We start from the raw sequence: 22,876 nt of genomic DNA on the forward strand, positions 1-22,876 counted from the left end.
CACGCGCGCCGCTCTCTCTAGGATCAGGGGAGTAGTGGAGAGGCGATTGATGCAGGACGTTCGATTCGGATTTCAGGCGGCGGCGGCCGACGTGGCCGGTGTGCCCGACCAGCAACTCTATTCCGACCTGATGGCGGATTGCGCGCTGGGCCATCGGCTCGGCTACGACGCCGCCTGGCTGCTGGAACATCATTTCAGCGACTACTACCCGACGCCAGGTCCGATGATGACGCGGTTTGCGGAAGAAATCTGCCCGCGCTATTCCAGCGCGATGCGCAAGGGCAGGGCGGCATGAACGCGTCCACCATGCAGACGCCAGCGAGAGCGGGCAAGAAGAAGCTGCAACTCGTGCCGGGCCAGCCCGACAAGTTCAACGCGATCCAGAAAGTGTGCGCGGTCCTGCGGGTGCTGGCGCAACGTTCGCCGCTGCGCCTGACCGATATCGCCGACGCCACGTCGCTCAACAAGGCGACGACATTGCGTATCCTCGCCTCCCTGATCGAGGAAGGTTTTGTGAGCCGCGTCGCCGGCGCCAAGACCTATGAACTCGGGCAGGAGGCGCGGGTGATGGCGGTCGGCGCGCGGCGTTCGGTCGATATCGCCGAACTGGCGCAGCCGAGCCTGCTGCGGCTTTCCGAGAAATCCGCCGACACCGCGCTGTTGTCGGTGCGCAGCGGCGTCGAGGCGCTGTATCTGGCGCGTTCGGTCGGCAGCCATCCGCTGCAGCCGAATTACCTGCAGATCGGCAGCCGCAGGCCGCTCGGGGTCGGAGCCGGCAGCCTCGCCTTGATGGTATGGTTGCCCGACGCCGAGATCGAGGCGATCATCGAAGTGATCGTGCCGCGGCTGGCGAAATCGCCGCGTATCACCCCGAAATATTTGCGCGAGCGGATCGTGGCGGCGCGCAAGCATGGCCACACCGTGCTGATCGATGCCGCCTATCCCGGCATGGGTGGGGTCGGCGTACCGATCCGCGACGATGCCGGCGAGGTGGTGGCGGCGCTGAGCATCGGCGCTTCCAGCGACCGCATCCGGCGGCGCGAGGTGGAACTGGCCGAGATGTTGAAAAAGGAGGCGCAAGTGCTGGCGCGGGCGATGGCGCAGCCCGCCAAGGCGAATTCGGCTAAGGCAATTATCAAGGTAAGCTAAAGGCCACGGCGTCTTGCGGGCGCCCGGGCTTTCAGGCCATCATGCGCCGCCAATGCCGGCATTGCAGGACCGCTGCCTCAAATCGCATGACGCCACTTTCGGATGCTCCCGACGCCGCTGTTATCAAGGCGTTCGCTGAAATCCCCGCATTGCTCGAACGAACTCCGGCGCTGGTCATGCGCGCCCGGTTTCTCGACTGCGACTGCCTGCTCGGTCCGATGGGTCGTCCATTCCACGTGTCGATCCGGGCCGGCCGGATAACCGACCTGACACAAGCGCCGGTGTTGATGCGATCCTGGCGTTTCTCGTATCGTGCGACATCAGCCGCATGGGCCGAATACTGGCAAGCTGTGCCGAAGCCGGGCTGGCACGATCTGCTCGCTTTGACCAAGCGCGGGGAGGCGGTGCTGGAAGGCGATCTGCACCCCTTCATGGCGCATCTGCAGTATTTCAAGGACCTGCTGGCGCTGCCGCGGCCTGACGCTGCAACGGTGTCGTCGTGAACGGTACCATCGAGCCGATGGTCGGCCGCTACGTCCATGTCGAGATCGATGGCGCGATGCATCGCATCTATTTCGAGGAGAACGGCGCAGGCATTCCGCTGGTGTGCCTGCACACCGCGGGCTCCGACGGACGGCAATGGCGGCATCTGCTGGCGGATGAAGAGTTCGCAAAGAACTTCCGCATCATCGCCTTCGACATGCCCTGGCATGGCAAGTCGAATCCGCCGGCGAACTGGAGCGGTGAGGAATATCAGCTCACCACCGCGCGCTACACTCAGACGATCCGCGCGTTCTGCGGCGCGTTGAAGCTGGACAAGCCCGTGGTGATGGGGTGTTCGATCGGCGGCCGCATCGTGCTCAATCTCGCGATCGACCATGCCGCCGAATTCCGCGCGCTGATCGGGCTCGAAGCCGCCGATTTTCAGGCCCCCTGGTACGACACCACCTGGCTGAACCGCCCCGATGTCCATGGCGGCGAGATTTGCGCCGCGCTGGTATCCGGCCTGATCGCGCCGCAGAGCCCGCAAGCCTCGCGGATGGAGACGCTGTGGGGCTACAAACAGGGCGGTCCCGGCGTTTTCAAGGGCGATCTCTATTTCTACCGGGTCGACGGCGATTTGCGCGGCCGGGTCGAGGCAATCGATACTAAAGTATGCCCGCTCTATCTGCTCACGGGCGAGTATGATTTTTCCTGTACGCCGGAAGACACCAAACGAACCGCGGCCGCCATCGGGGGCGCCCGCGTCGAGATCATGGAGCAGCTCGGTCATTTCCCGATGAGCGAGAACCCCGAACAGTTTCGCCGCTACATCGCGCCGGTTCTCGGCGAGATTCTCACGCAATCGATACCAACCAGACAAGGAGTACACGTATGAAACGCCAGTACATCATCGGTTACGCGCTTGCCGCCGCGCTCTGCGCCGGCCAGGCCAACGCCGAAGAGCTGACGGGAACGCTGAAGAACATCAAGGAAACCGGCGCGATCACGCTCGGCTTCCGCGATTCCTCGATTCCATTTTCCTATCTCGACGACAACCAGAAGCCGATCGGGTTTGCGATGGACATCTGCTACAAGATCGTCGACGCCGTGAAGAAGGAGCTCAAGCTCGACAAGCTCGAAGTCAAGCTCAATCCGGTAACCTCGTCGACCCGCATCCCGTTGCTGGCCAATGGCACCGTCGACCTCGAGTGCGGTTCGACCACCAACAATGCCGAGCGCCAGAAGCAGATCTCCTTCACCAACACCCACTTCCTGACGGCGAGCCGCTACGTCTCCAAGAAGGCAAACAAGATCAACGCGATCGCCGATCTCAAGGACAAGTCGGTGGTCTCGACGGCGGGCACCACCAACATCAAGCAGCTGACCGAAGCCAACGCAGCGCGCGGCCTCAACGTCAATATCATCCCGGCCAAGGATCACGCCGAAGCCTTCCTGATGGTCGAGACCGACCGCGCGGTCGCCTTCGTGATGGACGACATCCTGCTGGCAAGCCTCGTCGCCGGATCCAAGGCGCCCGACGACTACGTCATCTCCAAGGACGCGTTCTCAAAACCCGAGCCCTACGGCATCATGCTGCGCAAGGACGATCCGGCGTTCAAGAAGGTGGTCGATGGCGCAACCGCGGCGCTCTATACCAGCAGCGAGGGTCAGAAGCTCTATGACAAGTGGTTTACGCAGAAGATTCCGCCCAAGGGCTTGAACCTCAACGCGCCGATCAGCGCGGAGCTGAAGAACGAGTTCGCCAAACCGTCGGATTCGCCGGATCCCGATTCCTACAAATAACGGCGTCCTGACCCACGCTGAGGGTTTGCTGGCCCATGCAATGGCCCGACCATTGCATGGGCCTTAAGTTCTGGAGTCTTAAGTTCTGGAGTCCTGGGCCGTGAGGCGGCCGAAAGTTGCGTTCTTTTCCGGCCCGATTTGTGCATTATTGCCGCCATCCAAGCGAGGAGAGACGAATGAAACGCCTGCGTATGGTTGGGCTCGTGATCGGCGCCGCTTTCTGCGCCGCGCAGGCCAACGCCGAAGAGCTGACGGGGACGCTGAAGAAAATCAAGGAAACCGGCGCCATCACCATCGGCTACCGCGACTCGTCGATCCCGTTCTCCTATCTGGACGACAACCAGAAGCCGATCGGCTTTGCGATCGACATCTGCCTTGCGATCGTCGACGCCGTGAAGAAGGACCTCAAGCTCGACAAGCTCGCGGTCGAATTCAACCCGTTGACGTCGTCGACCCGTATCCCGTTGCTGGCCAACGGCACCATCGACCTCGAATGCGGATCGACCACCAACAACGCCGACCGGCTGAAGCAGGTGGCGTTCACCAACACCCATTTTCTGACCGCGACCCGCTTCGTGTCAAAGAAGTCCAGCAAGCTCGGCTCGATCGAGGACCTCAAGGGTAAATCGGTGGCCTCGACCTCGGGCACCACCAACATCAAACAACTCACCGAAGCCAACGCCGCCCGCAGCCTCGGCATCAACATCATCCCGGCGAAAGAGCATGCCGAATCGTTCCTGATGGTCGAGACCGATCGTGCGGTTGCGGCGGTGCTGGACGATATCCTGCTCGCCAGCTTCGTCGCCGGGTCGAAAGATCCCGGCGCCTACGTCATTTCCACTGACGCGTTCTCCAAGCCCGAGCCCTACGGCATCATGCTGCGCAAGGACGATCCGGATTTCAAGAAGGTCGTCGATGCCGCCACCGCCGCGCTGTACCAGAGCGCCGACGGCCAGAAGCTGTATGACAAGTGGTTCATGCAAAAAATCCCGCCCAAGGGATTGAACCTCAACACGCCGATCGGCGCGGAGTTGAAGCATGAATTTTCGAAGCCGTCGGATTCTCCCGATCCGGATTCCTACAAGGCGATGTGAGCCGGTCGACGGCGTAGCCCTGGCGCACGGAAAGCTCGCGTGAACTATCACTGGAACTGGAGCATCTTCTTTGAGCCGGCCCCGAACGGGACCGGCACCTATCTCGACATGCTGCTGTCCGGGCTGCTGCTGACGATCGAGACCTCGCTCTGCGCCTGGATCATTGCGCTGGTGTTCGGCGCGGTTGTGGGCGTCATGCGCACGCTGCCGTCGAAGGCCGCGTCCCGGATCGGCTTCGCCTATGTCGAATTTTTTCGCAACATGCCGCTGCTGGTGCAGTTGTTCATCTGGTTCTTCGTGTTGCCGGAAATCGTGCCGCAGGCGTGGGGGCTGTGGCTGAAGCAGATGCCCTATGCGCCGTTCTACACCGCGGTCATCGGGATCGGCCTGTTCATGTCCGCGCGCGTCGCCGAACAAACCCGCGCCGGCGTCAACTCCCTGCCGCGCGGACAGAAGATGGCGGCGACCGCGCTCGGGCTGACGACGGCGCAGACCTATCGCTATGTGCTGCTGCCGATGGCGTTCCGGATCATCATGCCGCCGCTGACCTCCGAATTTCTCTCGACCATCAAGAACACTTCGGTGGCGATCACCATCGGCCTGATCGAGCTGACCGGCGAGGCTCGGGCGATGCAGGAATTTTCGTTTCAGGTGTTCGAGGCCTTCACCGGTGCTACCGTGCTGTACCTCCTGATCAATATCGTGGTTGTCATCGCCATGCGCTTCCTTGAGCGCAGCATAGCGATCCCCGGTTACATCACGGGGAAATAGCTGATGTTCGCCAATTTCGACTTCGACGTCATCCGCCGCTCGCTCGGCTATCTGTTCTTCGACGGCATGACGTTCACGCTGACGCTGACGGGGCTGGGCGCGTTGGGCGGCCTGATCTTCGGCACGCTGATCGCGCTGATGCGGCTCTCAGGCTACAGACTGCTCGGCCGCATCGCCGGGCTCTATGTCGATCTGATGCGCTCGCTGCCGCTGGTGCTGGTCATCTTCTGGTTCTATTTCCTGGTGCCCTATATCGGGCAATGGGTGACCGGATCGTCGCGGCCGATCCGCGTCGGCGCGTTCACCTCCTCGCTCGTCACCTTCATCCTGTTCGAGGCGGCGTATTTCTCGGAGATCATGCGCGCCGGCATTCAGTCGATCTCGAAAGGACAGCCCGCCGCCGCAAGCGCGCTTGGCCTGACCTACGCCCAGTCGATGCGCTATGTCGTGCTGCCGCAGGCGTTCCGGAACATGCTGCCGGTGCTGCTGACGCAGACCATCGTGCTGTTCCAGGATACGTCGCTGGTCTATGTGCTCTCGATCCCGGACTTCCTCGGCGCCGCCAGCAAGGTGGCGCAGCGCGACGGCCGGCTGGTCGAGATGTACCTGTTCGCAGCCGTGGTCTATTTCGCAATTTCCTGTTTCGCGTCCTTCGGCGTCCGGCGCCTGCAGGCGCGCATTGCCATTGTCCGGTAGGGGCCTTCATGATCGAGATCAGCCACGTCGATAAATGGTATGGGCCGAGTTTCCAGGCGCTGAAGGATTGCACCACCAGCGTCGCCAAGGGCGAAGTGGTGGTGGTATGCGGCCCGTCGGGCTCGGGAAAGTCGACGCTGATCAAATGCGTCAACGCGCTGGAGCCGTTTCAGAGCGGCGAGATCATCCTCGACGGCATCAAGGTCAACGATCCCAAGACCGATCTGCCAAAGCTGCGCGCCCGTGTCGGCATGGTGTTTCAGCACTTTGAGCTGTTCCCGCATTTGAAGATCATTGAGAATTTGTGCCTGGCGCAGGAGAAGGTGCTGGGCCGGTCGCATGACGAGGCGATGGCCAAGGCTGCAAAATTGCTCGACCGCGTCGGGCTGAAGGACCACGCCCGCAAATACCCGGCCGAATTGTCCGGAGGACAGCAGCAGCGCGTCGCGATTGCCCGCGCACTGGCGATGGACCCGATCGCGATGCTGTTCGACGAGCCGACCTCGGCGCTGGACCCCGAAATGATCAGCGAGGTGCTTGACGTGATGGTCGATCTCGCCCGCGAGGGTATGACCATGATGGTCGTCACCCATGAGATGGGTTTCGCCAGCAAGGTCGCGCACCGGGTGATCTTCATGGACCAGGGCGAAATCGTCGAGGATGCGCTGAAGACCGATTTCTTCGGCAGCCCCCGCAGCGACCGCGCGCAGAAGTTTTTGTCGAAGATTTTGTCGCATTGAGCGCATGGCTGCCCATCCCCGTCATTGCGAGCGAAGCGAAGCAATCCATCGTGCGGCAAAGCAAGTATGGATTGCTTCGGCGCTTGCGCTCCTCGCAATGACGAGGGTATGCAATATCGCGTTTGATCCCCAAAATCCGTCGATCAAGCGTTAACGATTGGCTTATACTGTCCGCCGCAACCACTTGCCCGCCCCCAGGAGACCTCGCTTTGGAACAGATCGCTTACGTCAACGGCTCGTTCGTGCCCATGTCCGAGGCCAAGGTCTCCGTCCTCGATCGCGGATTCCTGTTCGCCGACGGCATCTACGAGGTCGCCGCCGTGCTTGACGGCAAGCTGATCGACAATGCCTCGCATCTGGCGCGGCTGGAGCGCTCGGTCGGCGAAATCCAGCTTGAATTGCCGGAGACGACGGCGCGGATTCAGGAAATTCAGAAGGAACTGGTCGCGCGCAACAACCTCGTCAACGGCATGGTCTATCTGGAGGTGACGCGCGGCGCCGATACCGGCCGCGACTTCGCGTTTCCAAAAGGCGTTAATCCGACGCTGATCATGTTCACCTCGGTCAAGGACATCATTGGCGCGCCGTCGGCCAAATCAGGCATCGGCGTCATCACCGTGCCCGACCTGCGCTGGACCCGGCGCGATATCAAGAGCGTGGCGCTGCTGGCGCAGGTGCTGGCCAAGCAGGCCGCGGCGGAAGCGGGCGCCGGCGAGGCCTGGATGATCGAGGACGGCAAGGTGACCGAAGGCGGCTCGTCATCGGCGTTCATCCTGACCCAGGACGACGTGCTGGTGACGCGGCAGAATGGCAGCGCGATTTTGCCCGGCTGCACCCGCAAGGCGGTGGTCGCACTCGCCGAAGAACGCCAGCTCCGCGTCGAGGAGCGCGCGTTTTCGATCGAGGAGGCGCTGGCCGCCAAGGAAGCCTTCATCACCAGCGCCACCGTGTTCGTGCAGGCGGTGGTGACGATCGACGGCAAGAAGGTCGCCAATGGCAAGCCCGGTCCGATGACGGATCGGCTGCGCGAGATCTATGTCGAATTCGCCAAGGCAACGGCGTTGTAACGGGGGTACATTGCAGTTCGGTGGCTTCATCCTTCGAGACGCACGCTAGCGCGTGCTCCTCAGGATGAGGTCCTCCACCTCCTCATGGTGAGGAGCGCGACAGCGCCGCGCGTCTCGAACCATGAGGCCGCCATTCGCGGTGCTTTACGCCACCGCGGCCTTCGCCCTCACCGGAGGCACGGCGCGGAAACTGATCGCGAGCCGGTTCCAGGCGTTGATGGTCGCAATCAGCATGGTCAAATTGACGGTCTCCGCTTCCGAGAACTGGGCGCGGACGTCTTCATAGAGGTCATCGGGCGCGTGGGTTTCCGAGATCAGGGTCACCGCCTCGGTCCACGCCAATGCGGCGCGTTCGCGGTCGGTGTAAACGGGGGATTCCCGCCAGGCATTCAACAGATACAGCCGCTGTTCCGTTTCGCCATGCTTGCGGGCGTCCTGGGTGTGCATGTTGATGCAGTAGGCGCAGCCGTTGATCTGCGAGGCCCGGGTCTTGACCAGTTCGATCAGCGACTGTTCGAGACCTGAAGCCTGTATCTGGGCTTCCAGCGCGCTGAGCGCTTTGAGCGTATCGGGCGCGGCCTGGTAGTAGTTCATGCGGGGTTTCATGGTCGTTCTCCTTTCTCGGTTTGATAGATAGTCCTAGTGGGCGCCGCCGCTTTCAAGATGGTTCGGCTTCTTCAGCAGCAGGGCTGCCATGAGCGCGACGATGAGCGCGGCACCGAGCAGATAGAAGGTATCGCTGAAGGCCAGGATGAAGGCCTGCTTCTGCACGATGTGGCCGATCGCGATCACCGCGCGGTGCGACGCTTCGGCGTGGTCCGTGACGCCGTGGCTCGTGAAATACTGGGTCAGTTGCTCGATCCGGATGCGGGTCGCCGGTTCCAGCAGCGAGACGGACTGCATCAGTACGTTGGAATGATACTGCTCGCGCTTGGTCAATAGCGTCTGCAGCAAGGCTATGCCGACTGCGCCGCCGAGGTTGCGCATCATGTTGAACAGGCCCGACGCCGAGCCGGCATTCTCCGCCTCGATGCCGGCGGTTGCGACCGCCGACAGCGGCGCCATCACCAGCGCCTGGCCGAGCGCGCGAACGATGTTGGGCCAGAACAGCTGATCGGTGGCGTAGTCGTTGGTCATATAGATGTTCATGAAGTTGGAGGCCGCGAACAGCGCGAAGCCGATGCCGATGATGAGCCGCGGGTCGAAGCGCTGCATCAGCCGCGGCACCAACGGGATCAGCAGCAGTTGCGGCAGGCCGGTCCAGGCCAGCACCATGCCGATCTGTTCGGCGTTGTAGCCCTGAATGCGCGACAGATAGACCGGCAGGATGAACACCGAACCGTACAGCGCGACGCCGAGCAGGAAATTGGCTGACATGCCGAAGCCGAAATTACGGCGGAACAGCAGGCGCAGGTTCAACAGCGGCTTCTTTGCGGTCAGCTCGATCCACAGGAACGCGGTCAGCGCAACGGCCGCGATAACCGACAGCCTGACGATGAAGGGCGAGCCGAACCAGTCGTCCTTGTTGCCTTCTTCCAGCACGGTCTGCAGCGCGCTGAGGCCAACCGCCATGGTGATGATGCCCGGCCAGTCGCCCTCGCGCAGCAGCGACAGCTTCATCGGTTTTGCTTCCAGCGAGAACCACAGCATGCCGATCATGATCGCGCCGGGTACGAGGTTGACATAGAAGATGAACTGCCAGCCCCAGTTTTCCGTGAGATAACCGCCGATGGTCGGGCCGATCGCCGGCGCGAACGTCGCCGACAGCGCGAACAGCGCCAGACCGACCGGCTGCTTTGCCTTCGGCAGCAGCGTGATGATCAGCGTGAACGCCATCGGGATCAGCACGCCACCGGTAAAACCCTGGATCGCGCGGAGCACGATCATTTGCGGCAGGTCCTGCGCGAAGGCGCAGGCCATCGACAGTAGCAGGAACAGCACCGCGTTGGTCAGAAGATAGATGCGGATCGAGAACACCTGCGCGAGCCAGCCGCTCAAGGGGATCACCACGATCTCGGCGACCAGATAGGAGGTCGAGATCCAGCCGCCATCATCGATGCCGGCGCCGATCGCGCCCTGAATATCCGCGAGCGACGCGTTGACGATCTGAATGTTGAGCACCGCCATGAAGGCGCCGAGCGTGGCGCCGATCACCGCGATCCAGGTCTTTGCCGAGATCGCCGGCGTCGCCTTGCCCGGGGTCGCTGCGCCTTTGGGCGCGCCGATGCCGGCGGAAACGGCGCCGAGCGCGGGCTGGAACGTGGTCATGGCGGTCTCCTCTTGCTCGGTCGAGGTAGGATGCATTAGGCGGTTGGCTTCGATAATCAGGAAAAATGTGGAAGGATTATCCGGTCAAATTTGATAATGCCTGACCGGACCGAGGTGCTTAGCCGCCGTTCGGGCGGGCGTTCGGGCGGGCGGGGGCAACGTCCGAGGCAAGTCGGGCCCTGGTTTCGCGCTCGGCCAGCACGGTCGCCTTGGTGTCGACGGTCGGCTCGGCCGACATGCCCGGGCGCAGCAGGCCGGTCAGCGTGTGGTCGTCGAGCACGATCTTCACCGGCACGCGCTGCACGATCTTGGTGAAATTCCCGGTGGCGTTGTCGGGCGGCAGCAGCGCGAATTCGAGACCGCTGGCCGGCGACAGGCTGTCGACATGGCCCCGCAGTTTGGTGCCATGAAAGCTGTCGATATTGATTTCGACCGGCTGGCCGTTGCGCACATGGGTGAGCTGCGTTTCCTTGAAATTCGCGACCACATAGACCGCATCGAGGGGCACGACCGCCATCAACTGCGTGCCGGCCTGCACATACTGGCCAACCCGGAGCGAACGGGCGCCGACCGTGCCTTCGACCGGTGCTGTGATCCTGGTGTAGGACAGGTTCAGCGCCGCCTGCGTTTCGACCGCGCGGGCGCGATCGAGTTGCGCGACCGCCTTGGCGCGTTCGGTGGTGAGGACGTCGACCTTGCGCTGCGCGGCCAGCAGCCCCGATTTGCCGTGCTGGAGCTGGGCCGTCTTTTCGCGCAGCGCCGCGTCGGTCTGCTGGGCGCGCTGGATGGTGCCGGAGCCGGTCTTCATCAGCCCGTCGTAGCGGGCCTGTTCCTCTTGGGCGAATTGCAGATTGGCTTCGGCGGCGGCGACGTCGGCGGTGCCTTGCTCGATGATCGGCGCTTGCAGCGAAATCTGCGCATTGAGGTTGCGCACGGCGGCTTCCGACGCTTCGACGTCGGCATGTGCCTGGTCGAGCGCGGCCTTGAAATCGCGATCGTCGATCCGGGCCAGCAACTGGCCAGCTTTGACCTTCTCATTATCGCCGACCAGCACCTGGGCGATATAGCCGGAGACTTTTGGCGAGATGATCGTGGAGTCGGCCTTCACATAGGCGTCATCGGTCGTCTCCAGATAGCGGCCGATGGTGAGATAGCCGTAGCCAAAATCCGCGGCGGCGGCGACGCCGAGGGTCAGGGCCAGCGCCAAAGCCGCGCGCTTGACCGCCTTACGGGAGGGGCGAAGACCAATTTTAGGTGCAGTATCAGTGACATAAGAAGTGGTCGACATGGCATCCTCTGGGAAGCTCGGGAGCGTCCTCCCACGAGGGCGCCGGGTACGCCCTGAAGATGCAATGTCATCGACGATGTGATAATCCTGGGAAAACTGGAAGCATTATCCGGTGAGAGCGGATAATCGGAGACTTGCCGATGGATCGTTTGACCAGTCTGACGGCCTTTGTCCGGGTGGTTGATAGCGGCGGGTTTTCCGCCGCCGGGCGCCGCCTCAACATGTCCACGACGATGGTGAGCAACCACGTCCAGTCGCTGGAAGACCGGCTCGGCGCGCGGCTGCTTCAGCGCACCACGCGCAAGGTCAGCCTCACCGAAATCGGCAAGGCCTATTACGACCGCTGCGTCCAGATCCTCGCCGATCTCGAGCAGGCCGACGATATCGCCGGCGCCCAGCAATCGACGCCGCGCGGCACGCTGAGGATCTATGCCGCGACCCACATCGTGCCATTCATCGCGCCGGTGGTCGCCGAATTCCTTTCGACATATCCCGACACCAAGGTCGATCTGAGCATGGGTGAGCGAAACGTCGACATGGTCGACGAGGGATACGATGTAGTGATCCGCATGACACAGCCGCCGGACTCGAGCCTGATCGTGCGCAGCCTCGCCACCTGGCGGCAGGTGCTGTGCTGTTCGCATGCCTATGTCGAGAAATACGGCCGGCCGGAGCAATTGTCCGACTTGTCGGAGCGCAATTGCGTTCGCCATGTCAATTATCCCTATCAGGACGAATGGCGGTTCGTCGACCGCAAGGGTATGCCGGCATCGGTGCGGGTATCCGGCAATCTGATCTCCAATAGCGGCGAGACGCTACGCGTGGCCGCGCTGCACGGCCACGCGATAGCTCTTGCCGCGGGTTTTCTGGTTCATGAGGATCTCGAATCCGGCCGTCTGGTGCGTTTGTTGCCTGAGTATCGGCCGGTCGAATTATCGATGAACGCGGTCTATCCGCATCGCCATCATCTGTCGGCGAAGGTCAGGACCTTTATCGACATGCTCGCGCATCACAGCGCCGAGCTGCAGAAGTTGATCAATCCGTATTCGTGATGACGCGATTTTGGCCGTCATTGCAGGAGCGAAGCGACGAAGCAATCCATTCTTTCATTGTGGCGACATGGATTGCTTCGCTTCGCTCGCAATGACGTTGCCACAGCGTGCGGCAATGCCATAAGTTTCGCTCGACAAATATGGGAACGCCGGCGGATGTTCATGTGCAAATCAGCGTCACCCGGCCGTTACGTGACGCTTTATACCGCGATCGCATTCGCCTCGATTACCACCTCCCTATCCGCCGCCGAATTCGGCCCGCCGCCAAACGCTGTGCTGTCGCTCGACAAGCTTTCCCGCATCGATGATTTCATCAACGACCAGGTCGCGAAAGGAAACATTCCCGGCGCCGTCGTCCTGATCCAGCGTCACGGCAAGCCGGTCTATTTCAGATGTTTCGGCAAGCGCGATGTCGACGCCGGCATCGAGATGACTTCGGACGCGATCTTTCCGATTCATTCGGTGACGAAGACCATCACCAGCTTCGCGGCGATGATGCTGGTCGATCGCGGCAAGATCGCGTTGGGCGATCCCGTAGCCAAGTACATTCCATCATTCGCCGGTGTGAAAGTCGGCGTCGAGCGCAAGGACGCTACCGGTCATCCGGTGCTCGACCTCGTGCCGCCGGTCCGGCCGGTCACGATCGAGGATCTGCTGCTGCATACGTCCGGGATCACCTACGGATTCTATGGCGAGGGATTGGTGAAGGCCGCCTATGGCAGCATCTATCTCGGCGATTTCGACAATGCCGGGTTCGCCGAGCGGATCGCCAAAGTGCCGCTGGCCGAGCAGCCGCGCACGCTGTGGGATTACGGGCATTCGATCGACGTGCTCGGCCGCGTCATCGAGGTCGCGTCCGGGCAGTCGCTGTATCAGTTCGAAAAGACGCAGCTGCTCGATCCCTTGGGGATGACAACGACAAAGTTCTTTTTGACCGATCCGGCCGAGCGGGCGCGCTATGCCCAGCCGCTGCGCCGCGACCGCCATGTCGAGCGCAACTCGCTCGACATCACGCGGTGGGAATCCGGCGGCGGCGGGATGGTTTCGACCATCGCCGATTTCGCGCGCTATGGGCAGATGCTGCTGAACGGCGGCACCCTGGACGGCAAGACCTATCTCAGCCCGGCGGCATTCGCGGCGATGACCACCGACCATATCGGTCCGGGCTCAGGCGTCGCGCGCAATTATTTCTACTATCCAGGCGACGGCTTCGGCTTCGGCTATGGTTTCGGCGTCCGTACCGATCCCGGTAATGCGGTGCCGCCGCCGCCGGGCTCGCCTGGCGAGATCAAATGGGACGGCGCCACCGGCGTCTATATCGTGGTCGACCGTGCCCAGGACATGTTTTTTGTCTTGATGGAAGATGCCCCGTCCGGGCGGATGCACGTTGAGGTGAATCTGAAGAAGCTGGTTTACGACGCGTTCGAAAAATGATCGAACGTCAGCTCACCTGGAGCTGAATGAATGCTGCGCAAGACCAACGAAAACAATCAGGGCACCAGGGCGAAGGCACGCATCGTTGCGCTCGATCGTGCGCGTACGTTCATCATTCTGTTGGTGCTGATCCACCATTCCGTCGTCAACTACACCCATTTCGGCACCGGCGACAAAATGCGTTGGCTCGGCTTCGATCTGGTGGTGCTGTTCAACGACAGTTTTTTCATGGCCTGCATGTTCCTGATCTCCGGCCTGTTCGTTCACGGCAGCCTGACGCGACGGGGCGCTGCCAATTTCCTGGGCAATCGTGCCTGGCGGCTCGGCGTGCCCTTCCTGATCTCGATCTTCGTGCTGATGCCGGTCGCCTATTATCCGACCTTCCTGCGCTATCATTTGCCCGGCACGACCGACTTCAACTTCTCGCATTTCTGGTGGCACACGCTGACGGTCGGACCTTGGCCCTCGGGGCCGGCTTGGTTTTTGTGGGTGCTGCTGGCGCTGGATTTCGTCGCCGCCGCGGTGTGGTCGGTTGCGCCGCGTGTTGTCGCGGCACTGGGCTGGGCCATCTTTGCTCTTCGCAACCGGCCGGTGACGGCCTTCATAAGTTTTCTGATCTTCTCGGTGGTGGTCTATCTGCCGATGCACCTGATATTCGGCGATACGAGTTGGCTGGAGCCGGGCGGCTACCCGCTTCCGATCCAGACCAGCCGGATCCTGCTCTACGCCGGCTATTTCCTGACTGGAGTCGGCATCGGCGCCGTCAGTCTCAAGGCCGGCATACTTGCGGATAATGGCGAAGTGGTAAAACGCTGGCCGACGTGGCTCGCCATTTCGCTGCTGTTCTATGGCGCGATCCTGTTGCTGGTCTATGCGCACCACAATTCGGTGGTGGATTTCACCGCGCCGCCGCTGTCATGGCGAGCCGCCTACGGCCTCGTCTTCGCGCTGTTCAGCGCGGCGATGACGTTTACGGTCCTGGCTGGGTCGCTGCGGCTCTCGGAATCCAAGATCGGCCTGCTTGAAGCGATGCGGCCGTCGGCCTACGGCATCTTTCTCGTGCACTACATCTTCATCATCTGGCTGCAATACGCGGTGTATGACTATTCGTGGCCGGCCGCCGTTAAAGCCGCGGTCGTATTCGCCGGCACGCTGTCGCTGAGCTGGGGGCTCACGGTGATGCTGCGGAAGATTCCGGCCGTGGCCCGGATGATTTGAGCCGTCATTCCGGGGCGATGCGAAGCATCGAACTAGGTGCGCAATTGCGCACCTGAGAATCTCGAGATTCCTGGTCCTTCGGGCCATCCCGGAATGACGAACCCGACTACGGCTTCAGCAACAACTTCTGCACCCGCCAGTTCAGCAGCTCCGCCACATACAGCACATTCTCCGACGGGCACGCCATCGCGTGAATCCAGCCGAATTGCTTCAGCTGCTTGCCGGACTGCCCGAGTACGCCGAGCACCTTGCCATCGAGCGTCAGTTTGTAGATGCGGCCGGGCCATGAATCGGAGCTGTAGAGCACCTGGTTGGGCGGCGGTGTAATGCAGATCGACCACGGCGAGCCGGGGAAGAACGTGCCGCCGGCCATCATCGCTTCATCCGGTATCTTGCCGATCGCAGGTTTTGCGCCCGGCGGCACCGGCACGTCGATGGTGAACTGGCGCAGGAATTTGCCGTCGCCGTCGAATACCTGGATCCGGTGGTTGCCGCGATCGGCGACATAGACATTGCCGTTGGCGTCGGTCGCGATCGAGTGCGGGGTGTTGAACTGGCCGGGCTCCTTGCCGCGGTCGCCCCATGACTTCAGCCAGTTGCCGTCCTTGTCCACCTTGGCGACGCGCGAATTGATATAGCCGTCGCTGATGAAGGTGTTGCCGGCCTTGTCCCAGGCCACATCCGTGACTTGGCGAAACCGGCCGTCCTCGGCGGGCAGCGGCGGCTTTGGATGTTTCAGCGGCGCGGTGTCCTCGTCGGAGGCTTCCTGCTTGCGGCCGAACACCATGACGACGCGGCCCTCGGGATCGAACTTGATCACCATGTCCGAGCCCTTGTCGGTCACCCAGATATTGTCCTGGGGATCGATCTTGACCGTGTGCCCGAACGACCACGCATACAGGTTCTTGCCGATCTCGCGGACGAACTGGCCTTTCGCATCGAACTCCAGCAGTTGCGTCGCCGCGGCGGCGTAGGCCGGCCCCGAGGTGTTGCCGCGCGACAGCGCGAAGACATGTCCCTTGGAATTGACCGATACGCCCGACACTTCGCCGAAATACATGTTCGGCGGCAGCTTCAGCGGATTGGGGACGGAATCGAAGGCGATAGTGGGGACCGCCTGCTGCGCGAACGCCGATGGCGCGATCAACATAATCAGTCCGGCCAGCCAATACCTCATGTCATCCTCCCCCGATATTTGTTGCTCATGTCGTTGGCGAGGATGCTAGTCGATGGCTGTTCCGTCTGCACGTGCCCGCCGCGTCATGACCATCATCCTTCCTTGCATAGCGCGCCAGTGTATGAAGGAGTCTCCTCCTGCGATCGGGCTTTGCATGTCATCTCGAATTTTCAAGTCGGTTTTGTTAGCGCTTGCAGCATGCGCGCTGCTGAACGGCCCGGCTTCGGCCGGCTATCCCGATCGCTTGATCAAGATCGTGGTCCCATTCGCGCCGGGCGGCGGCACCGATGTGGTCGCCCGCACGCTGGCGCAGGAGATGGCCCGGGATCTCGGCGTCTCCGTGATCATCGAGAACAAACCGGGGCAGGCACCATCATCGGTACCCAGTCCGTCGCGACCAGCGCGCCTGACGGCTACACGCTGCTGATGGGCACGTTTGCCAATGCGGTCAATCCGAGCCTGCAGGCGAAACTGCCCTATGACGCGCACCATGATTTCGCGGCGGTGGCGCTGGTGGCGCGCTCCCTCAACATCGTCGTAGTCAATCCCGCTTCCCCGATCAAGTCGGTCGCGGATTTGATCGCGGCGGCGAAGGCCGATCCCGACAAACTCTCTTACGGCACCTATGGCACCGGGACCTCGGCGCATCTGGCGGGCGAGCTGTTCAAGCATATGGCCAAGGTCAATCTGACCACGGTGCCCTATAAGGGCGCCGCGCCCGCGATCACCGACCTGATCGGCGGGCAGATCCAGGTGATGTTCACGACGGTGGCAAGTGCGGCCTCGCTGGTCGAGGCCGGCCAGTTGCGCGCGATCGCGGTGACGTCGGCGGAACGCTCGCCGGCCTTCCCGCAACTGCCGACGGTTTCGGAAGCCGGAGTTCCCGGCTACGCGGCGGAAGCCTGGTATGGTCTCTATGCACCGGCCAAGACTCCGCCCGAGATCGTCGATCGTCTCAACAAATCGGCCGCAAAGGCCGTTCAATCCGAAGCGTTCAAGAAACTCGGCGTCAACGAGGGCCTCGTCATGGTCGCGCAGCCGCCGGACGCGCTCGATCGCTATTTTGACGGCGAGGAAGCCCGCTGGCGCAAGGTGATCCAGGACGCGGGCATCAAGCCCGAATAGGGAATATTGTTCACCCCCTGGGGTTGCATAGACGACTTTCACCGCAACAACGAGCCGTCAACGAGCGATCCAGAACCCAGGGAGGATGACCATGTCCGGCATGGCACGACGCGTACTGGCTGCCGCCAGCTTCATTTCCATCTGCATGGTCCTGCCGGCTTCAGCCCAGGAAACCGTCCGCATCCGCGGCACTGTCGAGCGCATCGAAGGTCCGGTCTATGTGGTCAAGAATCGCGACGGCGCGGAGCTGAAGCTGACGGTGAGCGACAATCCGCTGTTTGTCGCAATCGTTCCGGCAAAAATGGCCGACATCAAGCCGGGCATGTTCGTCGGTTCCGCCGGCATGATGCAGGAGGACGGCACCCAGAAAGCCATCGAGGTCCACATCTTCCCGGAATCGATGCGCGGCACCGGCGAGGGCCATTATGACTGGGACCTGATGCCCAAGAGCAAGATGACCAACGCCAATGTCGAGCAGGCCGTCGACAGCGTCAACGGCCAGGTTTTGTCGGTGAAATACAAGGACGGCGAGAAGAAGCTGCTGGTGACGCCCGAGACCGTCGTCGTCACCTATGAAATGGGCAAGCGGGAAGAGGTGCAGCCCGGCACCAGGATCTTCGTGGCCGCTGCGAAAAAGCAGCTGGACGGCACGCTGCAAACCCCGCGCATTACCTACGGCAGAAACGGGCAGGGTCCGGCGTTCTGATGTCGGTTTGTCGGGCCGGTCGCGCTTTTGGTCGCGATCCGTTCCGCGGGTTCCACATGGTCGCCATAATCAGTTAGGCTGGCTGTCGGTCATGTAAATCGCCGCTGCAGAAAGCCGGGTGCTGTCGCCCGCGCTTCGGGCGGTCCGGCCGCGGCGGAGCCTTACGGTCAATCGCCGATCCTGAAACTCTCGGTACGCGAGTTCGAGATCGCGCGCATGATCGCCGACGTTGTGGTCAGCGAAGGAGATTGCGCATCGGCTTGAAGTCGAAATCTCGACCATCCGGACCCATCTGAACCGCATTGTCGACAAGATCGGCGTACGCCGCCGAAGCGGCGTCGCCAGGCACCATTGACGCCGCGTCTAGTGCGCCGATGGCGCCGGCAGTCGTCCAAACACCTTCTCAAACGCGATGCCGATGGCCACCAGCCGGCGATCGCTTCCCGCGGGCCCATCGAGTTCGAGCCCGACCGGCAGCTTTGACGATGCGCCGAGTGCGATCGGGATCTGGATGCCGGGAATGCCGGCATTGCTGCCGGGGTCGGTGTTCTGGATGAAGAGGATGAAGTTGGCGAGGCTGCTGGCGTCGGGCTCTGCCGGTATCGCGACCTTCGGCGTGGTCGGGAATGCGATGGCGTCGAGCTTCTCCTTTGCAAATGTATCCCGATAGAGCGCCTGCAGCGCGGGCCGGGCGGTTTTCATGGCCGCGTCGTAAGCCGGCTTGGCATCGACGACGGTGTTGTCGGGGCCGGGCAATTTGCGCGGAATGACGAGCCCGTCATAGGTGCCCTTCACGTCGGGGCTTGCGATCCCCTTCGCCAGTTGCTCGATGGTGATGCCGGTGCCGCTGCGCTTGAGAAAGGCCACCATGTCGTCATAGGCCTCGTAGAGCGCGACGGGAAATCCGACCTGGCCGTTGAGCTCGGCCAGTTTCGGCATCTCGACATCGATGACCGTCACGCCCTGCGATTTGAGTTTATCGACTGCCGCGCGGAATGCCGCTTCGGTATCGCCGTCCAGATTCGCCAGCATGGTTTTGACGATCCCGATGCGTATCTGCTTCGGGCTAGCCGCCGTGATCGCCCCGCCGCCGGCCAGCGCGCGGTCGAGCAGCGCCAAATCGGCGATGGTGGAAGCCATTGGGCCGGGGGTGTCGCGGGTGTGGGAGATCGGCGCGATCCCTTCCTGCGGATAACGGCCGACGGTTGGACGCAGCGACGCGCATCCATTCAGCGCACAGGGAATCCTGACCGATCCGCCGGTATCGGTGCCGAGACCAGCGGTCACGATCCGGGCGCCGATCGCAGCCGCCGTTCCGGACGACGAGCCGCCGGCGATTTTGGTCAAATCATAGGCGTTGCGTACGCCGAATTCGGCGCCGGTCTTGAACGCGGTGTTGTAGCCCGAAATGCCGAAGGCGAGCTCGTGCATGTTGGTCTTGCCGATGATGATCGCACCGGTCGCCCGCAATTTTGCGGCCACCGGCGCATCCTTGCGCGGAACGTACCCCTTCAACGCCGGCGTTCCCGCGCTGGTGGGCAGGCCAGCCACCTCGATATTGTCCTTGACCACAACCGGCACGCCGCCAAGGGGCTTGCAGGCCCCCTTCTTGCGGCGGGCGTCGAATGCCTCGGCGGCCTTGATCGCGCCGGCCTCATCCAGCGTGATGAATGCGTTGAGGTTTGGGTTTGCCTTGGCGCGCGCCAGCGCGGCTGAGGTCAGCGCCTTGCTGTTGATCTTTCCGGCGCACAGATCGGCCGCGGCCTGCGCCGCGGTAAGTCCGTCGAGGTCGATCGCCGTTTCGGCCAGGGCCGGCGCGGAATGCCATCCGCCGCAAATCACAAGGCTCGCGATGGCTGCCTCGATTATCAATGCACGCTTGCTGCGTCGACCCATGGCGTTCTCCTTATCGAGGGTTGGGTGAAGGCGGGTTTCGGCCTGGACTTTATCCTCCATCGGGCTTTGCGCCTGTCCTCATTTTTGAGGACGAATTTCCGGCGCGGAGGGCCGATCAACTCGTCCGGCGTCGCACTGCAGCAACGCAAATCCCGATTGTGAAGCAACGATCCGCTCCCTGGATCGTTTGGGTACCGGGAACGCCGGCCGAAGACGCCGGCGCGAGCCTGGAGTCCGCCATGTGGATCCTGTTGCTGGTGCCGTTTATCGGCCTGTTATGGGTGCCCTTCTACAATTTCACCGAGCCATCGCTGTTCGGATTTCCCTTTTTCTACTGGTACCAGCTCGCTTGGGTGCCGATCTCTTCGCTGCTGATCTGGCTGGTCTATCGCAGCCGCACGCCTGACGAAGCGCCTTGAGGGAAGGGCATCGTCATGGCTGATCAGATCGAATGGGTCTCGCTCTCGGTCTTCATCTTCTTCTTTGCGCTCGTTACCGTGATGGGTTTCTTCGCGGCGCGCTGGAAAGCCGGTCCGGTCAACGAACACCTCGATGAATGGGGACTGGGCGGGCGCCAGTTCGGCACCTGGATCACCTGGTTCCTGGTCGGCGGTGATTTCTATACCGCCTACACCGTGATCGCGGTGCCGGCGCTGGTCTATGCGGTCGGCGCCTACGGCTTCTTTGCGCTGCCTTACACCATCATCGTCTATCCCTTCGTGTTCGCAGTCATGCCGGTGCTGTGGAAGCAGGCGCATGCCAACGGCCATGTCACCGCGGCCGATGTCGTCCACGGCACCTACAATTCGCGCGGGCTCGAACTGGCCGTTGCGATGACGGGTATGGTCGCGACCATGCCCTATATCGCCCTGCAACTGATCGGCATGGGCGTGGTGATCAAGGCGATGGGACTGACCGGTGAACTGCCGCTCGTCGCCGCCTTCATCATTCTCGCGCTCTACACCTACAGCTCCGGCCTGCGCGCGCCGGCGCTGATCGCCTTCGTCAAGGATATCATGATCTATATCGTGGTGCTGGTGGCTGTGGTCGTGGTGCCGGCAAAACTCGGCGGCTATGGCGCGGTGTTTGCTGCGGCCAACGATGCCTTCACCGCAAAAGGCGGCGCGACCGGGCTCATTTTGCAGCCGGCGCAGATGCTGTCTTATGCAACCCTGGCGCTGGGTTCGGCGCTGGCCGCCTTCATGTATCCGCACACGCTGACCGGTATCTTCGCGTCGAAATCCGCCGATACCATTCGCAAAAATGCGATCCTGCTGCCGGCCTATACGTTGCTGCTCGGCCTGATCGCGTTGCTCGGCTACATGGCCTATGCCGCCCACATCAAGGTATCCTCGCCCAACGACGTGGTGCCGATGCTGTTCAAGGTATTGTTCCCGTCATGGTTCGCCGGCTTCGCGTTTGCGGCGATCGCGATCGGCGCGCTGGTGCCGGCGGCGGTGATGAGTATCGGCGCCGCCAATCTGTTCACCCGCAACGTCTGGAAGTCCTACGTCAATCCCGGCATCAGCCATGCCGGGGAGGCGGCGGTGGCAAAAATAGCGTCGCTGGTGGTCAAAGTCGGCGCGCTCGCTTTCATCCTGTTGCTGCCGACGCAATACGCCCTCGACCTGCAACTGCTCGGCGGCCTCTGGATCCTGCAGACCTTTCCGGCGCTGGTGTTCGGATTGTTCACGCGCTGGTTCCGCGCCGAAGGTCTGCTGCTCGGCTGGGCGGCCGGCATCGGCTGGGGGTCGTGGACGGCGTGGAGCAATGGCCTGAAGCCGCTCGCGACCGTCGATCTCGGCGGCGCCAGCTATGTGTTCTATGTCGGGCTTGGCGCGCTGATCCTCAATATCGCGGTTGCTGCGGTCGCCACCGTCATCGTCGAGCTGATCTTGCCGAAACGAACCGGCGCTACTGCTCGATCTTGATGTTGCTGGCCTTGGCGACCGCACCCCACCGCGCGAGGTCGGCTGCCAGGATCTTCGCGAACTCGTTCGATGAATTGCCGACAGTGTCGATACCGAGCAGCTTGAGGCGCGCAATCACGTCGGGCAGCTTGGCGATCTGCATCAATTCGCCTTCGAGCCTCTTCACGATTTCGGGCGACGTGGCTTTCGGCACAAAAATCCCGCTCCACAGCACGGCGTCGACGTCGGCGCCGGCCTCCTTCAGGGTCGGGACATCAGGCAAGTCCTCCATCCGTTTGGGCGCCGCAACCGCGAGCGCGCGCACCGTTCCGGCCTTGACCTGGCTGAGGACCGGACCGGCATCCGCAATGGTCGTGGTCACCTGGCCCGAAATGACCGCCAGCACCGACTCGTTGGCGCTCTTGTAGGGAATGACCTGCATCGGCGCGCCGGTCTTCTGCTTGAACAGCTCGGTCACGAGCTGGAACGAGGCGGATGAGCTCGCATAATTCATCTTGTCGGGATTGGCCTTGGCATAGGTCACCAGCTCCGCCACCGATTTGATCGGCGACGAAGCGTTGACGACCATGATCAGCGGAAACGAGGCGAGTTCGGAGACCGCGACAAAGTCGTTGACCGCGTCATAGGGAAGTTTGGCGTAGACGGCCGGATTGATCGATATGCCGCTGGCGCTCATCAGCAGCGTGTAGCCGTCGGGCGCGGATTTCGCGACATATTCGGTCGCGACGATCGCGCCGCCGCCGGGCTTGTTTTCGACGATGACGGGCTGGCCGAGGCTTTCGGACAGTTTCTGTCCGAAGACGCGCGCGATGATGTCGTTGCCGCCGCCGGCGGCGAAGCCGACGATGATGTGGATGGCGCGCGACGGATATTTTGAGACATCTTCCTGTGCGGAAGCGGGAGCAACAATCGCCAGCAATCCAAGGCACGCGGCAATCAGAGAATAACGGTCCCGCATTCTCATGGAATTGGTCCCTT

The 22,876-nt window shown here is 62.3% G+C and carries 26 protein-coding genes; 19 read left to right on the plus strand and 7 right to left on the minus strand.

Translation table 11 applies throughout. From position 1 onward, the window contains the following. Window positions 1–49: 49 nt before the first annotated feature. From V1289_RS30935 to V1289_RS30980, 10 genes are all read left to right on the plus strand, one after another. Window positions 50–295 carry a hypothetical protein gene (locus V1289_RS30935; RefSeq protein ID WP_334401614.1) on the plus strand — a complete coding sequence of 82 codons (246 nt, stop codon included), beginning with the start codon at window positions 50–52 and terminating at the stop codon, window positions 293–295. Next, entirely contained in the window at window positions 292–1,149 is an 858-nt protein-coding gene (locus tag V1289_RS30940) for an IclR family transcriptional regulator (RefSeq protein ID WP_334401616.1), read from the plus strand. The genes V1289_RS30935 and V1289_RS30940 overlap by 4 nt, the downstream gene beginning before the upstream one ends. A gap of 86 nt (window positions 1,150–1,235) precedes the next feature. After that, complete coding sequence (locus V1289_RS30945; RefSeq protein ID WP_334401618.1) at window positions 1,236–1,652, plus strand: hypothetical protein; 417 nt, start codon at window positions 1,236–1,238, stop codon at window positions 1,650–1,652. Then, window positions 1,649–2,527: an alpha/beta fold hydrolase gene (locus V1289_RS30950; protein ID WP_334401620.1), complete on the plus strand. Its 879-nt coding sequence runs from the start codon at window positions 1,649–1,651 to the stop codon at window positions 2,525–2,527. The genes V1289_RS30945 and V1289_RS30950 overlap by 4 nt, the downstream gene beginning before the upstream one ends. Continuing rightward, window positions 2,524–3,435, plus strand: a complete 912-nt coding sequence (locus tag V1289_RS30955) for an amino acid ABC transporter substrate-binding protein (RefSeq protein ID WP_334401622.1) — start codon at window positions 2,524–2,526, stop codon at window positions 3,433–3,435. The genes V1289_RS30950 and V1289_RS30955 overlap by 4 nt, the downstream gene beginning before the upstream one ends. 176 nt (window positions 3,436–3,611) lie before the next feature. Next, window positions 3,612–4,529, plus strand: coding sequence for an amino acid ABC transporter substrate-binding protein (locus tag V1289_RS30960; RefSeq protein WP_334401624.1), 918 nt, complete (start codon window positions 3,612–3,614; stop codon window positions 4,527–4,529). 39 nt (window positions 4,530–4,568) lie between these two features. After that, complete coding sequence (locus V1289_RS30965) at window positions 4,569–5,300, plus strand: amino acid ABC transporter permease (RefSeq protein WP_334401626.1); 732 nt, start codon at window positions 4,569–4,571, stop codon at window positions 5,298–5,300. 3 nt (window positions 5,301–5,303) lie between these two features. Further along, entirely contained in the window at window positions 5,304–5,996 is a 693-nt protein-coding gene (locus V1289_RS30970) for an amino acid ABC transporter permease (RefSeq protein ID WP_074278881.1), read from the plus strand. An 8-nt stretch (window positions 5,997–6,004) separates the two neighbouring features. Next, window positions 6,005–6,736, plus strand: coding sequence for an amino acid ABC transporter ATP-binding protein (locus V1289_RS30975; RefSeq protein ID WP_334401628.1), 732 nt, complete (start codon window positions 6,005–6,007; stop codon window positions 6,734–6,736). Window positions 6,737–6,945: 209 nt separating this feature from the next. After that, the gene (locus V1289_RS30980; protein WP_334401630.1) at window positions 6,946–7,803 is read left to right on the plus strand and encodes a D-amino-acid transaminase; all 858 of its coding nucleotides are present in this window, start codon (window positions 6,946–6,948) and stop codon (window positions 7,801–7,803) included. 144 nt (window positions 7,804–7,947) lie between these two features. On the opposite strand, the gene V1289_RS30985 is transcribed toward V1289_RS30980, so the two are convergent. From V1289_RS30985 to V1289_RS30995, 3 genes are all read right to left on the minus strand, one after another. Further along, window positions 7,948–8,409, minus strand: a complete 462-nt coding sequence (locus tag V1289_RS30985) for a carboxymuconolactone decarboxylase family protein (protein WP_334401632.1) — start codon at window positions 8,407–8,409, stop codon at window positions 7,948–7,950. 33 nt (window positions 8,410–8,442) lie between these two features. Then, entirely contained in the window at window positions 8,443–10,071 is a 1,629-nt protein-coding gene (locus tag V1289_RS30990) for an MDR family MFS transporter (RefSeq protein ID WP_334401635.1), read from the minus strand. Between the two features lie 118 nt (window positions 10,072–10,189). Beyond that, window positions 10,190–11,359, minus strand: coding sequence for an HlyD family secretion protein (locus V1289_RS30995; RefSeq protein WP_334401637.1), 1,170 nt, complete (start codon window positions 11,357–11,359; stop codon window positions 10,190–10,192). A gap of 140 nt (window positions 11,360–11,499) precedes the next feature. On the opposite strand from V1289_RS30995, the gene V1289_RS31000 reads away from it, so the two are divergent. The 3 genes from V1289_RS31000 (at window position 11,500) to V1289_RS31010 (ending at window position 15,063) form a co-directional block, all read left to right on the plus strand. Beyond that, entirely contained in the window at window positions 11,500–12,411 is a 912-nt protein-coding gene (locus V1289_RS31000; RefSeq protein WP_334401639.1) for a LysR family transcriptional regulator, read from the plus strand. A gap of 162 nt (window positions 12,412–12,573) precedes the next feature. Beyond that, entirely contained in the window at window positions 12,574–13,845 is a 1,272-nt protein-coding gene (locus V1289_RS31005) for a serine hydrolase domain-containing protein (protein WP_334401641.1), read from the plus strand. A 30-nt stretch (window positions 13,846–13,875) separates the two neighbouring features. Further along, on the plus strand, window positions 13,876–15,063 hold the full coding sequence (locus V1289_RS31010) for an acyltransferase (RefSeq protein ID WP_334401642.1): 1,188 nt from the start codon (window positions 13,876–13,878) through the stop codon (window positions 15,061–15,063). A 106-nt stretch (window positions 15,064–15,169) separates the two neighbouring features. Here V1289_RS31010 and V1289_RS31015 read toward each other — a convergent pair whose 3' ends face one another. After that, window positions 15,170–16,240: a peptidyl-alpha-hydroxyglycine alpha-amidating lyase family protein gene (locus tag V1289_RS31015; RefSeq protein WP_334401643.1), complete on the minus strand. Its 1,071-nt coding sequence runs from the start codon at window positions 16,238–16,240 to the stop codon at window positions 15,170–15,172. A gap of 154 nt (window positions 16,241–16,394) precedes the next feature. Here V1289_RS31015 and V1289_RS31020 point away from each other — a divergent pair, with 154 nt between their 5' ends. The 3 genes from V1289_RS31020 (at window position 16,395) to V1289_RS31030 (ending at window position 18,071) form a co-directional block, all read left to right on the plus strand. Continuing rightward, window positions 16,395–16,667, plus strand: coding sequence for a hypothetical protein (locus tag V1289_RS31020; protein WP_334408031.1), 273 nt, complete (start codon window positions 16,395–16,397; stop codon window positions 16,665–16,667). After that, the gene (locus tag V1289_RS31025; RefSeq protein ID WP_334407738.1) at window positions 16,616–17,365 is read left to right on the plus strand and encodes a tripartite tricarboxylate transporter substrate-binding protein; all 750 of its coding nucleotides are present in this window, start codon (window positions 16,616–16,618) and stop codon (window positions 17,363–17,365) included. Before V1289_RS31020 ends, V1289_RS31025 begins: the two co-directional genes overlap by 52 nt. Window positions 17,366–17,456: 91 nt before the next feature. Next, on the plus strand, window positions 17,457–18,071 hold the full coding sequence (locus V1289_RS31030) for a hypothetical protein (RefSeq protein ID WP_334401644.1): 615 nt from the start codon (window positions 17,457–17,459) through the stop codon (window positions 18,069–18,071). A 69-nt stretch (window positions 18,072–18,140) separates the two neighbouring features. Here the strand turns inward: V1289_RS31030 and V1289_RS31035 are convergent, their stop codons facing one another. Then, entirely contained in the window at window positions 18,141–18,353 is a 213-nt protein-coding gene (locus tag V1289_RS31035; RefSeq protein ID WP_334401645.1) for a hypothetical protein, read from the minus strand. On the opposite strand from V1289_RS31035, the gene V1289_RS49905 reads away from it, so the two are divergent. After that, entirely contained in the window at window positions 18,301–18,426 is a 126-nt protein-coding gene (locus V1289_RS49905; protein WP_442896094.1) for a LuxR C-terminal-related transcriptional regulator, read from the plus strand. The genes V1289_RS31035 and V1289_RS49905 overlap by 53 nt on opposite strands. 8 nt (window positions 18,427–18,434) lie before the next feature. Here the strand turns inward: V1289_RS49905 and iaaH are convergent, their stop codons facing one another. Continuing rightward, on the minus strand, window positions 18,435–19,865 hold the full coding sequence (gene iaaH, locus V1289_RS31040; RefSeq protein WP_334407739.1) for an indoleacetamide hydrolase: 1,431 nt from the start codon (window positions 19,863–19,865) through the stop codon (window positions 18,435–18,437). A gap of 341 nt (window positions 19,866–20,206) precedes the next feature. Here iaaH and V1289_RS31045 point away from each other — a divergent pair, with 341 nt between their 5' ends. Together V1289_RS31045 and mctP are read left to right on the plus strand one after the other, a co-directional pair. Continuing rightward, window positions 20,207–20,386 carry a DUF3311 domain-containing protein gene (locus tag V1289_RS31045; RefSeq protein ID WP_334401647.1) on the plus strand — a complete coding sequence of 60 codons (180 nt, stop codon included), beginning with the start codon at window positions 20,207–20,209 and terminating at the stop codon, window positions 20,384–20,386. A gap of 15 nt (window positions 20,387–20,401) precedes the next feature. Then, window positions 20,402–21,898 (plus strand): monocarboxylate uptake permease MctP, encoded by a 1,497-nt coding sequence (gene mctP, locus V1289_RS31050; protein WP_334401649.1) that lies wholly within the window; start codon window positions 20,402–20,404, stop codon window positions 21,896–21,898. Here mctP and V1289_RS31055 read toward each other — a convergent pair. Then, on the minus strand, window positions 21,882–22,862 hold the full coding sequence (locus V1289_RS31055; RefSeq protein ID WP_334401651.1) for a Bug family tripartite tricarboxylate transporter substrate binding protein: 981 nt from the start codon (window positions 22,860–22,862) through the stop codon (window positions 21,882–21,884). The two genes, mctP and V1289_RS31055, sit on opposite strands and share 17 nt — an antisense overlap. Window positions 22,863–22,876: the final 14 nt, after the last annotated feature.

The sequence above is a fragment of the Bradyrhizobium sp. AZCC 2289 genome, from assembly GCF_036924615.1.
Lineage (GTDB): Bacteria > Pseudomonadota > Alphaproteobacteria > Rhizobiales > Xanthobacteraceae > Bradyrhizobium.

Bases quoted from the DNA above. Each gene is read 5' to 3' on its own strand.
- V1289_RS30955 (WP_334401622.1), top strand. From the start codon at position 2,524: ATGAAACGCCAGTACATCATCGGTTACGCGCTTGCCGCCGCGCTCTGC.
- V1289_RS31045 (WP_334401647.1), top strand. From the start codon at position 20,207: ATGTGGATCCTGTTGCTGGTGCCGTTTATCGGCCTGTTATGGGTGCCC.
- V1289_RS31005 (WP_334401641.1), top strand. From the start codon at position 12,574: ATGTGCAAATCAGCGTCACCCGGCCGTTACGTGACGCTTTATACCGCG.
- V1289_RS31030 (WP_334401644.1), top strand. From the start codon at position 17,457: ATGTCCGGCATGGCACGACGCGTACTGGCTGCCGCCAGCTTCATTTCC.
- V1289_RS30945 (WP_334401618.1), top strand. From the start codon at position 1,236: ATGACGCCACTTTCGGATGCTCCCGACGCCGCTGTTATCAAGGCGTTC.
- V1289_RS31020 (WP_334408031.1), top strand. From the start codon at position 16,395: ATGTCATCTCGAATTTTCAAGTCGGTTTTGTTAGCGCTTGCAGCATGC.
- V1289_RS31000 (WP_334401639.1), top strand. From the start codon at position 11,500: ATGGATCGTTTGACCAGTCTGACGGCCTTTGTCCGGGTGGTTGATAGC.
- V1289_RS31035 (WP_334401645.1), bottom strand. From the start codon at position 18,353: ATGGTCGAGATTTCGACTTCAAGCCGATGCGCAATCTCCTTCGCTGAC.
- V1289_RS30985 (WP_334401632.1), bottom strand. From the start codon at position 8,409: ATGAAACCCCGCATGAACTACTACCAGGCCGCGCCCGATACGCTCAAA.
- V1289_RS30995 (WP_334401637.1), bottom strand. From the start codon at position 11,359: ATGTCGACCACTTCTTATGTCACTGATACTGCACCTAAAATTGGTCTT.
- V1289_RS31015 (WP_334401643.1), bottom strand. From the start codon at position 16,240: ATGAGGTATTGGCTGGCCGGACTGATTATGTTGATCGCGCCATCGGCG.
- V1289_RS30970 (WP_074278881.1), top strand. From the start codon at position 5,304: ATGTTCGCCAATTTCGACTTCGACGTCATCCGCCGCTCGCTCGGCTAT.
- V1289_RS30975 (WP_334401628.1), top strand. From the start codon at position 6,005: ATGATCGAGATCAGCCACGTCGATAAATGGTATGGGCCGAGTTTCCAG.
- V1289_RS30935 (WP_334401614.1), top strand. From the start codon at position 50: ATGCAGGACGTTCGATTCGGATTTCAGGCGGCGGCGGCCGACGTGGCC.
- V1289_RS30960 (WP_334401624.1), top strand. From the start codon at position 3,612: ATGAAACGCCTGCGTATGGTTGGGCTCGTGATCGGCGCCGCTTTCTGC.
- V1289_RS30990 (WP_334401635.1), bottom strand. From the start codon at position 10,071: ATGACCACGTTCCAGCCCGCGCTCGGCGCCGTTTCCGCCGGCATCGGC.
- V1289_RS30940 (WP_334401616.1), top strand. From the start codon at position 292: ATGAACGCGTCCACCATGCAGACGCCAGCGAGAGCGGGCAAGAAGAAG.
- mctP (WP_334401649.1), top strand. From the start codon at position 20,402: ATGGCTGATCAGATCGAATGGGTCTCGCTCTCGGTCTTCATCTTCTTC.
- V1289_RS31010 (WP_334401642.1), top strand. From the start codon at position 13,876: ATGCTGCGCAAGACCAACGAAAACAATCAGGGCACCAGGGCGAAGGCA.
- V1289_RS31055 (WP_334401651.1), bottom strand. From the start codon at position 22,862: ATGAGAATGCGGGACCGTTATTCTCTGATTGCCGCGTGCCTTGGATTG.